The 12,473-nt window shown below is 54.2% G+C and carries 10 protein-coding genes and 1 pseudogene; 7 read left to right on the top strand and 4 right to left on the bottom strand.

The genetic code is table 11. The features are described from left to right. Positions 1-615 precede the first annotated feature (615 nt). A complete protein-coding gene (locus tag SOPEG_RS25210; protein WP_200867825.1) occupies positions 616-768 on the top strand; it encodes a Hok/Gef family protein in 153 nt (50 codons plus the stop codon). A gap of 218 nt (positions 769-986) precedes the next feature. On the opposite strand, the gene recN is transcribed toward SOPEG_RS25210, so the two are convergent. Beyond that, the gene (gene recN / locus SOPEG_RS17470) at positions 987-2,648 is read right to left on the bottom strand and encodes a DNA repair protein RecN (RefSeq protein ID WP_025246325.1); all 1,662 of its coding nucleotides are present in this window, start codon (positions 2,646-2,648) and stop codon (positions 987-989) included. Between the two features lie 88 nt (positions 2,649-2,736). On the opposite strand from recN, the gene SOPEG_RS17465 reads away from it, so the two are divergent. Next, the gene (locus SOPEG_RS17465; protein ID WP_051420011.1) at positions 2,737-3,909 is read left to right on the top strand and encodes an ISL3 family transposase; all 1,173 of its coding nucleotides are present in this window, start codon (positions 2,737-2,739) and stop codon (positions 3,907-3,909) included. A 60-nt stretch (positions 3,910-3,969) separates the two neighbouring features. Next, positions 3,970-4,898 (top strand): annotated as a pseudogene (locus tag SOPEG_RS17460) (IS5 family transposase). 586 nt (positions 4,899-5,484) lie between these two features. On the opposite strand, the gene nadK reads toward SOPEG_RS17460, so the two are convergent. After that, positions 5,485-6,363 carry an NAD(+) kinase gene (gene nadK / locus SOPEG_RS17455; protein WP_025246323.1) on the bottom strand — a complete coding sequence of 293 codons (879 nt, stop codon included), beginning with the start codon at positions 6,361-6,363 and terminating at the stop codon, positions 5,485-5,487. A 124-nt stretch (positions 6,364-6,487) separates the two neighbouring features. On the opposite strand from nadK, the gene grpE reads away from it, so the two are divergent. Continuing rightward, on the top strand, positions 6,488-7,075 hold the full coding sequence (gene grpE, locus SOPEG_RS17450; protein ID WP_025246322.1) for a nucleotide exchange factor GrpE: 588 nt from the start codon (positions 6,488-6,490) through the stop codon (positions 7,073-7,075). Between the two features lie 306 nt (positions 7,076-7,381). On the opposite strand, the gene ung is transcribed toward grpE, so the two are convergent. Next, a complete protein-coding gene (gene ung, locus SOPEG_RS17445; protein WP_025246321.1) occupies positions 7,382-8,065 on the bottom strand; it encodes a uracil-DNA glycosylase in 684 nt (227 codons plus the stop codon). 318 nt (positions 8,066-8,383) lie between these two features. Between ung and grcA the strand changes: the two genes are divergently transcribed. Beyond that, positions 8,384-8,767, top strand: coding sequence for an autonomous glycyl radical cofactor GrcA (grcA, locus tag SOPEG_RS17440; protein ID WP_025246320.1), 384 nt, complete (start codon positions 8,384-8,386; stop codon positions 8,765-8,767). A gap of 569 nt (positions 8,768-9,336) precedes the next feature. Here the strand turns inward: grcA and srmB are convergent. Then, positions 9,337-10,680 (bottom strand): ATP-dependent RNA helicase SrmB, encoded by a 1,344-nt coding sequence (srmB, locus tag SOPEG_RS17435; protein WP_025246319.1) that lies wholly within the window; start codon positions 10,678-10,680, stop codon positions 9,337-9,339. A 114-nt stretch (positions 10,681-10,794) separates the two neighbouring features. Between srmB and SOPEG_RS17430 the strand changes: the two genes are divergently transcribed. Together SOPEG_RS17430 and SOPEG_RS17425 are read left to right on the top strand one after the other, a co-directional pair. Then, a complete protein-coding gene (locus SOPEG_RS17430; RefSeq protein ID WP_025246318.1) occupies positions 10,795-11,538 on the top strand; it encodes a tRNA1(Val) (adenine(37)-N6)-methyltransferase in 744 nt (247 codons plus the stop codon). A gap of 510 nt (positions 11,539-12,048) precedes the next feature. Next, on the top strand, positions 12,049-12,429 hold the full coding sequence (locus SOPEG_RS17425) for a lytic polysaccharide monooxygenase (RefSeq protein WP_025246317.1): 381 nt from the start codon (positions 12,049-12,051) through the stop codon (positions 12,427-12,429). The last annotated feature ends 44 nt before the right edge of the window (positions 12,430-12,473 follow it).

The following is a 12,473-nucleotide window of genomic DNA, read 5'->3' as shown; positions in this document are numbered from 1 at the left end:
CCTGCACACTTTGCATCGTAAAATTTTTTCAAAATGGCCTGCCTACAAATCACCCCGCCAGCCCGCGCTGTGCTTGGGCTTTTGGGCGACAGGCGAAATTGTAAAGTGTGAAAAGAATTTCAGTTTTTTACAGTTTTTGGCAGCAGAGAGATACCCCACGTAAAGCACATCCCATTGAAGTCACAGGAAAAATCATGGATTACGTGGCGAACAGCATAAAATCAGCGCTGAAAAGGCAAGGCAGACTTTTACAGAAAACCCAGGCGTGGCGCGCCTTACGGGCGAACAGGTGGCGGAGAGGGCTTTTCAATTTTTTTCACAACTGATTGGGCTGGCAGCGTCTCGGCAGAGCCGTCAACCACGTGACGAAATCGACTGGCGTAACGTGCGGAATGAGGCTTTACGTGGTGATTTCGTGGGCGGGTAAGAATTTGCAGAGAAGAGGATTACTGTTACACTTCGCGCGGGTGCTCTGGATCTTTCTGTCCTGAGCCTCAGCAAAAGGCAGAAAGAGAAAGGCCCCGAACCGATGTTAATCAACCCGAGGCCACACTAATGCTTACACAACATAAAGGTCGCCTCTTCCACGCCGAAAGGCAAGATAAGGAGGCCAGGATGCTGCAAAAATTCGCTATCACCGCTCTGGTGGTTATCTGTATCACCTTACTGGTGTTTACCTGGATAACCCGGAAATTACTCTGTGAGATCCATATCAGAAAAGGCGAAACGGAGGTTGCGGCCTTAATGGCTTACGAATCTGTGAGGTAAGGCAACCCAACGGCGGGGCTTGTCCTCGCCCGTTGGTTGTTTGAGCGGAGATCCGTGAGCGCCCATTTTTCCGGCCAGCCTCAGCGCTGGCTTTTTTGCGTCCAAAGAAAAGCCTCAAAAAGCAGGGCCTAGAGTTAACGCGTGGTCACTATGTGGATCTATATTTTATTTTATCAATAAAAACAATACATTAACTTAATAAAAAAAGTTGATCTTTTCTAGGCCGCGAGTAGCTCCCTGGCGTTCGCCAGCGTGTTTTTAGTGACTTCGCTGCCACCCAGCAGGCGCGCCAGCTCCTGCAGACGGGCTTTTTTATCCAGCGCCTGCATTTGCGTTTGTGTGGCGCTGCCGTCGGTTTTTTTGCTGACGAAAAAGTGATGATGCCCGAAACCGGCCACCTGTGGTAAATGCGTCACGCACATGACCTGAGTGGATTCACCCAACTGACGCAACATCTTGCCCACGATGGCGGCCGTCGGCCCGCTGATGCCCACGTCCACTTCGTCAAAGATCAGCGCCGGCGTGTCCATTTTACGGGCGGTAATGACCTGTATCGCCAGCGCTATGCGGGATAGCTCTCCGCCGGAGGCCACTTTCGCCAGTGGCTGTAGCGGCTGGCCAGGGTTGGTCGTCACCATGAACTCCACGCGGTCGGCGCCGTCGGCGTTAAGCTGCTCAGGCTGGAAGTGCACGTCAATGACCAGCTTATCGTGCGGCAGAGCAAGCTCGCGTATGCTGTGGGTAATGTGGCCGGCTAAACTGCCGGCGTGCTCAACGCGGCGCTGGTGGAGCTGGCGGGCGAGATCCATCGCCTGCTGATGATGGCGCTCCACCGCCTCGGTCAGCGCGCCGGCGCTGGCATCATAATGCGCCATCGTCGCCTGCTCCTGCAAGAGCTGCTGATGGTGCTGCGCCAGGGCTTCCGGCTGCACATGATGCTTGCGTGCCAGGCTGATTTGCCGAGACAGACGCTGCTCCAGCTCATGGAGGTGTCCGGGATCAAGATCGATGCGGTCGCCGTAATGGCGCAGTTCATTGCTGGCTTCGGTGAGCTGAATCGCAGTGTCTTCGAGCAGCGCCATCACCTCGGACAAGGCGGGATCCAACGTGACCAGTTCGCTCATCACATGCCTGGCGGTGTGCAGCTGACTCAGTAAATTGGTCTCTTCGCCTTCGCTCAACAGCTCCAATGTTTGTTGGGTTGCGGTGATCAACTGTCCGCTGTTGGCCAGCCGCTTATATTCCTGATCGATCTGCTCATACTCCTCCGCGACCGGCGCGAAGTCGTTCAACTCTTTTAATTGATATTGCAGCAGCTCGCGTCTGGCGTCGCGTTCGGCGGCCTGCTGGCACAGGCTGGCCAGATCCAGGCAGCTTTGGTGCCACTGGCGGTAGGCGGCCGCTATGGCCTGTTGAAGGTCTTTTTCACCCGCGTAGGCGTCGAGCAGCCGCTTTTGGTGAACGGGACGCAACATCAGCTGGTGGGCATGCTGGCCGTGAATTTGAATCAGGTACTGGCCCAGTTCACGCAATTGTGAGAGCGGCACCGGCGTACCGTTAATAAAGCCGCGTGAGCGGCCGTCCTGGCTCACTACGCGGCGCATCAAACATTCATTGCCGTTATCCAGCGCATTATCCGCCAGCCAGCGGGCGGCCAAGGGAGTATAGTTAAGTAAAAAGCGTGCGCAGATGTCCGCCCTCGCGGCGTCGGGCCGCACCATGCTGGCCTCGGAACGGCCGCCCAGACACAGACCGAGCGCATCGATCGCAATGGATTTCCCCGCGCCGGTCTCACCGGTAATCACGCTCATTCCCGACTGAAAATCAATCGTTAACGCGTGCACGATAGTGAAATTGGCAATGGTCAGTTGAGCCAGCATAGTTGCCTTCCTGTATATAAACGGGTCTTCCCCTGTTGTGGTGGCTAAGGGCATTATGATGGCAGTCTTGATTTTTGAGGAGTCTGCCATGGACGAAAAGTCCCTCTATGCCCATATCCTTAACCTGTCCGCACCGTGGCAGGTACAATCCCTTTCTCTTGATGAAAAATCTGGATCAGTGACGGTAATTGTCGGCATTGCCGAGCACACACAACTGGCCTGCCCAACCTGCGGTAAATCCTGCTCCATACATGATCACCGGCGTCGTAAATGGCGTCACCTCGATACCTGTCAGTTCACCACGCTGGTTGAGGCTGATGTCCCCCGCGTTGACTGCCCCGAGCACGGTTGCCAGACACTGCCTGTTCCCTGGGCAGGGTCAGGCAGCCGCTACACCTTGTTGTTCGAAGCCTTTGTTCTTTCATGGCTGAAAGTCAGCACCGTGGATGCTGTCAGAAAGCAGCTCAAACTCAGTTGGAATGCCGTTGACGGCATCATGATGCGCGCAGTCAAACGAGGCTTGGCCCGGATAAAACAACCCTTATCCGCCCGTCACCTCTGCGTGGATGAAGTCGGGTTCAAAAAAGGACACCAGTACGTCACCGTTATCTCTGACAGGCAGGGACGCGCTTTGCAACTGACCGACAACCGCGGTGTAGAAAGCCTTGCCAGTTATCTGCGCAGCCTGAGAGATCACCAGCTTGATGAGATAAAAACGCTGTCTATGGACATGAACATGGCCTATATCAGTGCAGCCCGCATCCATCTCCCCAATGCCGTCGATAAAATCGCTTTCGATCACTTCCATGTGGCAAAAATGTTGTGCGCCGTCGTTGATAAAACCCGTCAGGCTGAGATGAAACAGATCCCGTCGTCAGACAGGAAAGACGCCCACCGCTCACGCTATCTATGGTTTTACAGCAAACAAAATTGCCTCGGGTGCCGGGCAGAGAGGTTAGAAGTTGCCCGGCTGGTGTTACCCCAAACGAGCCAGTGCTGGGTAATGAAAGAGCTTGCTCGCGATCTGTGGCACCGCCGCTATGACAATCATAGCCGTAAGCTGTGGCAGGAATGGATGGCGATGGCTAAAGACACCGGCATACCGCTCATGGCCAGCATTGCCCGCATGGTGGCAAAACGCCTTTACGGCATTCTGAATGCAATGAAAAACCGGGTATCAAATGGGAATGCGGAGTCCCTGAACAGTAAAATACGGCTGCTCAGGATCAAGTCACGGGGCTTCAGGGGCTTTGTTGAATAAATCGAACTTTTAGGTGACTGGCGGCTCTGATCACTACATTCGTTTCAACATCAGGTCCCCATGGCAAAGCAAAAGTTTAAAATCACCAACTGGCCAGCATACAACAATGCGCTCAGGCAGCGGGGGGACCTGACAGTATGGCTTGATGAGTCAGCCATTGCTGCATGGACTGAGAGTACACCACTTGAACATCGTGGCCGGCCGCTTCACTACACCGATATGGCCATTACCACGGTTCTGATGATAAAGCGCGTGTTTAACCTTTCGCTCCAGGCGTTACAGGGTTTCGTTGACGCGATTTTTAAACTGATGGGGCTGTCGCTGCGCTGCCCAGATTACTCTCTGGTCAGCCGGCGAGCAAAAACCGTCGACATCAGCATAAAAACGCCAACCCGCGGCGAAATCTCACACCTGGTCATCGATGGCACCGGCCTGAAAATCTTCGGCGAAGGCGAATGGAAAGTCAGGCAGCATGGGGCTGAGAGGCGCAGAGTATGGAGCAAGCTTCATCTGGCAGTAGATAGCGCGACACATGAAATTATCTGTGCCGATTTATCGCTAAGCGGTACGACAGATGCGCAGGCGCTGCCCGGGCTGATTAACCAAACCCACCGGAAAATCAGGGAAGCGTCGGCTGACAGTGCTTACGATACGCGTTACTGTCATGATGCTATGCTGAGGAAAAAAATAAAGCCGCTTATCCCACCGCGAAGTGGTGCGCAATATTGGCCAGCTCGATACCATGAGCGTAACCATGCGGTGGCAAATCAGCATCTGAGCGGCAATAACGATACCTGGAAAAAGAAAGTAGGTTATCACCGGCGTTCACTGACTGAAACGGCCATGTGCCGGTTTAAAACACTTCTGGGTGGTCATCTGAGTCTGAATGACTATGACGCGCAGGTAAGGTAGGTGAGGCTATGGCAATGGTCAAAGCGCTTAACCGGATCACGCTGTTAGGAATGCCAAACAGCGTCCGCATCATGTAACAATCGCCCTGATAGGGAGGAAGTCGTCACAAATTTCGGATTTATTCAACAAAGCGGGCTTCAGGAACAAAGAACGTTTCAAGCTGGGCGTAATGTTCCACTATGGGAAACTAAATATGAATTTTTGAGCAATCATTTAAGGGAGTTATAAAATTTTTTTTGCTGGTGATGTCGTATTCGCTCGTCATTCTCCTTTTCTTTTTCCTTTTGCCACATATTGCTGCATCCCGGATCGCTAGGGGTAAGACAATATTGAGTTTTATCAACTTGAGACTCACTTTTCTCCCAAGATAATTTTGGCGTTACCTATGGTGACAGTAAATAGTCTTTTTTATCAGTGTCATACATCATATTTGGTGAGGCCGATGCTGCAACACCATGAAGCAGTAAGATAAATGGGGCATATGCATATTTTTTTAAGCATGACATGAACGTTATTCCTTTAAACGTAAATACGTTTGACATCCATATAGAAGTCCAAGTTCCAGCCAAAAGAATAAGTAAAGTAAAAATGCAGAACTGTCGATTGAGCCACCACAACAGGAGAAGACCCTTTTTTATACAGTAAAGCTGCGCTGGCAAAAATTTAGAATAATTTTTTCGACCAGCCAAGCTTGCTGCTTAACGTATTGAAATAGTTATAATCATTAGGATGAATCAAATCGAGATAGTAGTCGCTACGGCGGATGAAAATTTCTTCACCTTCCTGGATAGGCAAGGCTATCTGGCTGTCGCAGCTGATTTCGAGATCCGGCGTGAGTTGGGAAAACTTCAGGCGTATCGTACTGCCGCCGTTAATGACCAATGGACGTGATGAGAGGGTATGCGGAAACATCGGCACCAGCGCGACGGCGTCCACCAGCGGTGTCAGTATCGGACCGCCGGCGGAGAGGGAATACGCCGTGGAGCCGGTCGGCGTGGCGATAATAAGGCCATCGGAGCGCTGGGAAAACGCAAAGGTATCATCAATATAGACCTCGAACTCAATCATATGCGCCACTTTGCCAGGATGCAGCACCACCTCATTAATGGCGCTGCTCAGCCGGCCGCAGACATCGCCCCGGCAGACCTGGGCTTCCAGCAAAAAGCGTTTTTCACTGCGATAGTGCCCCGCCAGCACGTCCGATAATTGCGCCAGCGCCGAGTCGGGATCGAGGTCGGTCAAAAAACCAAGATTCCCGCGGTTGATACCAATGACCTTGATATCATAACGCGCCAAGATGCGTGCCGCACCCAGCATGTTGCCATCGCCGCCCACCACGATAGCCAGATCGGCCTGCTGGCCAATATCGGCCAAACTACCGGTTATGGCCTGATCCAGCGCCAGATCGCGGGCGATCTGATGTTCCATGATAACGTGATACCCTTTCTCGTTGAGCCAGTGGTAAAGCGTTTCATGCGTGGCCAGCGCATTGGGGTGACGCGGATGGCCGACGATGCCGATAGTGTGAAAAGTGGTAGTCATTTGATTGCTGATCCCCGGCGTATTTTTGCAAGCTTCATTATGTGTCATCCCTTGAATCCCCGCTATTCATCCCCATAATAATCGGACTAGCGAGAATAATGCTGAACCGCGGAGAAAACTCATGATGAGTAGTAAAGAACAGAACACCCCTGACGAGCAAGTCTCACAAGAGAGTGAAATGGAGCAAGGGCAGCAGGCGGAAGCGATGCCTGAGACGGTTGACGTCGTGGATCCGCGAGATGAGCGTATTGCCGAACTGGAGGCCGCGCTGTCGCAGGCGCAGCAGCGCGAGCGCGATAGCGTGCTGCGCGCCAAGGCGGAAATGGAAAACGTGCGCCGCCGCAGCGAACAGGATGTCGAGAAGGCGCATAAATTTGCCCTGGAACGTTTTGCCGGTGAACTGTTGCCGGTTATCGATAACCTGGAGCGCGCGCTGGACATGTCGGATAAAACCAACAGCGAGCTGGCGTCCACTATCGAAGGCATCGGGCTGACGCTCAAATCGTTGCTGGATGCCTTTCGCAAATTCGGTCTTGATGTGGTGGGTGACACGCAGGTGCCGTTTAACCCCGAGGTGCATCAGGCAATGACCATGCTGGAGTCCGACGAACACGAGCCTAATCACGTGATGATGGTGATGCAAAAAGGCTACACCCTCAACGGCCGACTTATCCGCCCCGCGATGGTGGCGGTATCAAAAGCGAAGAGCTGATATCTTTTCTCACGCCGCGCGCGGCGTGAGAGCCTACGCCGACAGCGCCGTTGGCGAAGACGGGGGACGCACGCTATCGCCCCCGAGGCTATCTGCCAGCGGTAGCGTTCTCATCGGCGGCTAAAACATGTTACCGGTTGTGCTACTGCGGCCCAGGATCGCCGCGCGCCCATCAGGATCGATCCGACGTTTCCTCGGTTTCCTCTAAAAGGTACTTTCTCTGTCAGGCTGCCTGGCGAAGTTCGCACAGGCGATAATAGCCGCTTTACTTCTGAACGTGGCGCCCGGACTGGCCTTTATCCGCCGTTAGGCGGGCGGCAGCGTTGGCGTCCAGTCGATAGGGGGTTGGCCTCGACGCGTCAGCAGGGCATTGGTCTGGGAGAAATGGTGGCAGCCGAGAAAGCCGCGATGCGCGGACAGGGGCGAGGGGTGCGGCGCTTTAAGCACATGGTGGCGTTTAGGGTCGATAATCATGCCTTTTTTCTGGGCATGGGACCCCCATAGTAAAAACACAATCCCTTCACGGTGCGTGTTGAGTACCTTTATGACCTTATCCGTAAACGTTTCCCAACCCAGACTGGCGTGGGAATGGGCTTTTCCCGCTTCCACCGTCAGCACCGTATTGAGCAACATCACCCCTTGTTGCGCCCAGCTTTGCAGACAGCCATGTTTGGGTATAACAAAACCGGGAATGTCGCTGGCCAACTCTTTATAGATATTGACTAAGGAGGGCGGGGCGGGGACGCCCGGCTTGACGGAAAATGAAAGGCCATGGGCCTGGTTGGGGCCGTGATAGGGATCTTGGCCGAGGATCACGACTTTCACCGCATTCAACTCCGTGAAACGGAAAGCATTAAATACCTTTTTGGCCGGCGGATAGACGGTAATTCCCGCCGCGCGTTGCCTGGCGACAAAGGCCAGCGTTTCCTGAAAGTAGGGCAGGGTTTTTTCCTGCGCGAGAGCATCGCGCCAGGTGAGCAGTTGCGTCATGATACGCTCCATGATAGTGACGACATGGGCTAAGCTTAACGTTTTCTCTCCGTGGGTTAAACGTTTTCCCGCTGGCGGCGGAGGGGAAATTCGCCCCGCTGTTGGCGTTCAGCGGCCGTTTTAAATTGACCTAAATCAATAAGTTTGCCCAACAAAGCCGCCACTTTCCGACAGAGATTGATTTAAATCAAAGTATCGGCTCTGGTTGGCGGGTGTATAATCAGTTTTAGAAATTGGTTTTACCAAATGTCCAGGTAGGCTAAATGTTGAACGGCCTGCGTCTGGACGCCGTATGGCACCTCTACCACGGAGGCATCAATGATTATCGGAACACAAATTACCGAAGCTGAAAACAAAGCGCTGGTAAACTCTTTCTGGTTGCTGGATGACGCTAGCCATCAAGCCCGCTGTCTAGCAGCCGTTGCCGGTTACGCCGACGACCAAGTGGTTCCCCTGCAGGAGCTGGGCAAATTTGATTACCGCGAAATTCCGCTTGAGCAGAAGGAAGTGGTGCGTGTTGAAGGCGGGCAGCATCTGAACGTCAACGTGCTGAGCCGCGAAACGCTGGAAGACGCCGTGGCGAACCCGGAAAAATACCCACAGCTGACTATCCGCGTGTCGGGCTATGCGGTGCGTTTCAATTCGCTCACGCCTGAGCAGCAGCGAGATGTTATTACCCGTACTTTTACCGAAATTATGTAATCGCCGCTTGTCACGCGCCTAACGGGGGCCTCGCCGGCCCCCGGCGGTAGTACTGTGCAATAGCGGTGCTTTTCACCCGCATAAAGAGGGCCTTGGGCCCCCTTTTTTTACATCGAGAGCGGGATATTGCCGACGCTTGGCGCGGGCCAGCGGCGTCGGCATAGGCCATAGCGATACGCCGGGCGGAGTTCACAAAGCTGAAAGCTGACAGCCGTAAGCGGCGCTTGGCGTGGCGTGGAGCCGATAAACGCCGAAAAGCGCTATTAAATGGCGCTAACCGCCGAGACATCCAGTGGCGAAAGCGCCCCGCTGAGGTAAAAGTAACCATGTCGTCAAATGCGGCCCGATGAGGTGTAGGTAAGTGAAAAACAAGGTTTTTAGTTGATGGGTATCACGCTTGAAACATGACAGTTACTTTTCGCTAACGATTAATGACACCTTGGCGGCGGATGGCGCGCGAACTGCGCGAAAGCGCAGCTTTCAGCCCGATTTAGCCTCTCGCGCGTGCCACGATAATGTGGCGGGTGGTGTTTTTATCAGCATACCGCCGCGCCACGGTTCAGGGTGACTTAAGCGCCGTTTTCCGGCTTGCTGTCGCTGGCCGCGTCCGGCGCCGCTTTCGGCACGCGGCGTTTGCCGATGTTCTTTTTAGCGCGCAAACGCACTTTGGTTTTGTCTTTCGTGCGCGCCTGCTCTTTCTTTTCCTTGCGCTTCGCCAACACCTTTTTCGACGGTTTGCCGGTCATCTTTTCCGACGGCGCGCGCGTGGCGGGGCGCAGCGCGTCAATCGTGCGCGCTTTTAACGGTTCATTAAGATAACGGCTGATTTTGCCCAGTAGCAAATGATCGTGCACTTCCACCAGCGAAATGGCGCAGCCTTTGCGGCCGGCGCGGGCGGTGCGGCCTATACGGTGCAAATAGACATCCGGCGTCGAGGGCAGGTCGAAATTGATGACATGACTGATATCGTCAATATCCAGGCCGCGGGCCGCAACATCCGTTGCCACCAGCACGTAGGTGCGGCCGTCGGTCATGCGTTTAATGGCCTCATTACGCTTGGCCTGAACCAGCTCCCCTTCCAGATAACAGGGCGTGATGCCGGCATCACGCAGCCAGCCTACCAGCTCATGCAGCCGCTCGCGTTTGCGGACGAATACGATACTTTTGCTGACGTCGGGTTGCTTAAGCAGGTGACAAAGCAGCGCGGTTTTGTGCGTCAGATTGTCGGCGCGATAATACCATTGCACAATTTTTTTGCGTTCACGGCGCGACGGCGCAGCGTCGATTTCGACCGGATCATTGAGCAGGCGTTCTGCAAAATCCTTGACCGTGTTCCCTTCCAGCGTGGCCGAAAATAATAGCGTCTGTTTGCGCCAGCGGGTTTCTACGGCGATCTGCTCGACGTCCTGGGCGAACCCCATGTCCAGCATACGATCCGCCTCGTCCAGAATCAGCGTTTCTACCGCCCGGCAGTCAAAATTCTCTTCCTTGATGTATTGCAGCAGTCGGCCGGTGGTGGCCACCACGATATCCTGATTCTCGCTGAACACCTCCGCATGATTCATATAGGCCACGCCGCCGGTAATGGTGGCGATGTCCAGATGGGTGTGGGCGGCCAGCTGTTTGGCCTGCTCCGCTACCTGCATCGCCAGTTCACGGGTGGGGGTGACGATCAGCACGCGAGGAGGACCGGATTTCTTGCAGGGGAAATCAAGGAGATGCTGCAAGACCGGCAGTAGATAAGCGACGGTTTTGCCGGTGCCGGTCGGCGCCGAACCCAAGACATCGCGTCCGTCCATGGCCGCCGGAATAGCTTCAGCCTGAATAGCGGTGGGACGCTCAAAGCCCTTGTCGCTCAATGCGGCGAACAGGTCTTCGTGCAGCTCGAGTTCGGAAAATTGGGTTACAGTCATGGGCTACCTCTGGTTGGGGCGCAGATTATAGACGGATCCTGCGTAATCTTCATCTGTTTGTGCGTGTCAGTTTATTTTAAAGTAGTGGTATACGCCTGCAGGAGCCAGATGACTATGCTACCCACGGCCGTCACTAAACCGCTGCGGCGGGACGGATTTACCTTCAAACACTTTTTTGTCGCCCACGATCGGTGTGCGATGAAAGTCGGCACCGATGGGGTGCTACTGGGCGCCTGGGCACCCCTTATCGAGGCGGGCAGGGCGCTGGATATCGGCACCGGCAGCGGTCTGGTAGCGTTGATGCTGGCACAGCGCATGCACGGCGCCATTCCGATCGATGCGATCGAACTGGATTCGGGCGCCTGCCGCCAGGCGAGAGACAATTTTACCGCCAGTCCTTGGGCGATGTCCCTCTGCGCTGTCGAGGGCGACATCTGCGCCTATGCCGGCAGAATGTCGCGGCGCTATCAGGCCATTGTCAGCAACCCTCCCTATTTTGATGCGGGGCCGGCCTGCGCCACCCCGGCGCGCGCGCGGGCCCGCTATACGCTGAGTCTGAGCCACCATGCGCTGCTGACGGCCGCCACCGCGCTGCTGGATAAGAACGGTACGCTGGCGCTTATCCTGCCGTATGCCGCCGGCGAGGCGCTCATAGCCCGCGCGTTGGCCCAGGGCTGGTGGCTACAGCGGCGTACCGATGTCAGCGACAGAGCGGAATTGCGCCCGCACCGGCTGCTGCTGGCCTTAACGCGCCGGCCGGTGGCGTTAATTCACGACACGCTGACGTTACGCGACCCGACCGGGGAATGGTCGCCGGCGTTTCGCACCCTGGCCGGCGATTTTTATCTGGCGTTCTAACCGCCGAGCCGCTGTAGATGACAGTTGCGCGGCAGTGAGCTGTTTCCGTCCGGTCCCTGCATGACGCATTGGTGGAGGGGCAGCCTGCCCGTGTTTATTTTTGCCCCTGGACACTATTAATATTGAGTATTCAGTCCTACCTATCGATAAGCCATAAAGCTTGAGAAATAAAACGTTGTGGGCGCCTTATAAAGTGTTTCTCTCTCTTTATCTTCCGGTTAAATATACAGGTTGTTCAATTTTAGGCGGCACGGGCGTAAATTTCCCTCGTGCCGGTTTATGCCGCCAAATCTACTGCGGCGACGATTAAAATAAAGCAAGAAGCGGTGCGAGCCATAATTTTTATTGACAGTAATGAGGCTTATGGCTAGTGCAGTCCTGTCGTCATGGAATGAGCATGGGCTTGATGTCTTAATATATCCGTCACGGCATTATGATTCTGCCCCTTAACAGGCGCTGAAAGGTTGTGTAAAAATAAAGTAATTCATTAATATGATAGTGAGGATAATTATGGGTAAAAATAATGATATGATTAGACATGGTCGCATCACTTTCCCTGAATCACGGTCTGAAAAGATAGGGCAATGGTGGGCAAATGCGTTAGAGAGTGGAAAGTTTTTCCCCGAAACGCAGGCGGATTTAGCCGATAAATTCGCCCCTACTGATGAACTTAATGCCCTCCCGCCGCAGGATGGACAGATTGCCAGTGCCGGTTTCACGGATGACGGCACGACTACCGCACCGCTCAAACTGGATGAATACGGTGAAGACCGCTGGGAAAAGAATGAAATAAAAGCGAATTCTGTTGTGGATTTCACTTGGCACTATACCGCAACACACGCCACGTTGGAATTATTTTATCAGGCTTTGTTGAATAAATCGAACTTTTAGGTGACTGGCGGCTCTGATCACTACATTCGTTTCAACATCAGGTC

Source organism: Candidatus Sodalis pierantonius str. SOPE, from assembly GCF_000517405.1.
Taxonomy (GTDB): domain Bacteria; phylum Pseudomonadota; class Gammaproteobacteria; order Enterobacterales; family Enterobacteriaceae; genus Sodalis_C; species Sodalis_C pierantonii.
This window is presented reverse-complemented; position numbering and strand designations above follow the sequence as displayed.

Bases quoted from the DNA above. Each gene is read 5' to 3' on its own strand.
- SOPEG_RS25210 (WP_200867825.1), top strand. From the start codon at position 616: ATGCTGCAAAAATTCGCTATCACCGCTCTGGTGGTTATCTGTATCACC.
- recN (WP_025246325.1), bottom strand. From the start codon at position 2,648: ATGCTGGCTCAACTGACCATTGCCAATTTCACTATCGTGCACGCGTTA.
- SOPEG_RS17465 (WP_051420011.1), top strand. From the start codon at position 2,737: ATGGACGAAAAGTCCCTCTATGCCCATATCCTTAACCTGTCCGCACCG.
- nadK (WP_025246323.1), bottom strand. From the start codon at position 6,363: ATGACTACCACTTTTCACACTATCGGCATCGTCGGCCATCCGCGTCAC.
- grpE (WP_025246322.1), top strand. From the start codon at position 6,488: ATGAGTAGTAAAGAACAGAACACCCCTGACGAGCAAGTCTCACAAGAG.
- ung (WP_025246321.1), bottom strand. From the start codon at position 8,065: ATGACGCAACTGCTCACCTGGCGCGATGCTCTCGCGCAGGAAAAAACC.
- grcA (WP_025246320.1), top strand. From the start codon at position 8,384: ATGATTATCGGAACACAAATTACCGAAGCTGAAAACAAAGCGCTGGTA.
- srmB (WP_025246319.1), bottom strand. From the start codon at position 10,680: ATGACTGTAACCCAATTTTCCGAACTCGAGCTGCACGAAGACCTGTTC.
- SOPEG_RS17430 (WP_025246318.1), top strand. From the start codon at position 10,795: ATGCTACCCACGGCCGTCACTAAACCGCTGCGGCGGGACGGATTTACC.
- SOPEG_RS17425 (WP_025246317.1), top strand. From the start codon at position 12,049: ATGGGTAAAAATAATGATATGATTAGACATGGTCGCATCACTTTCCCT.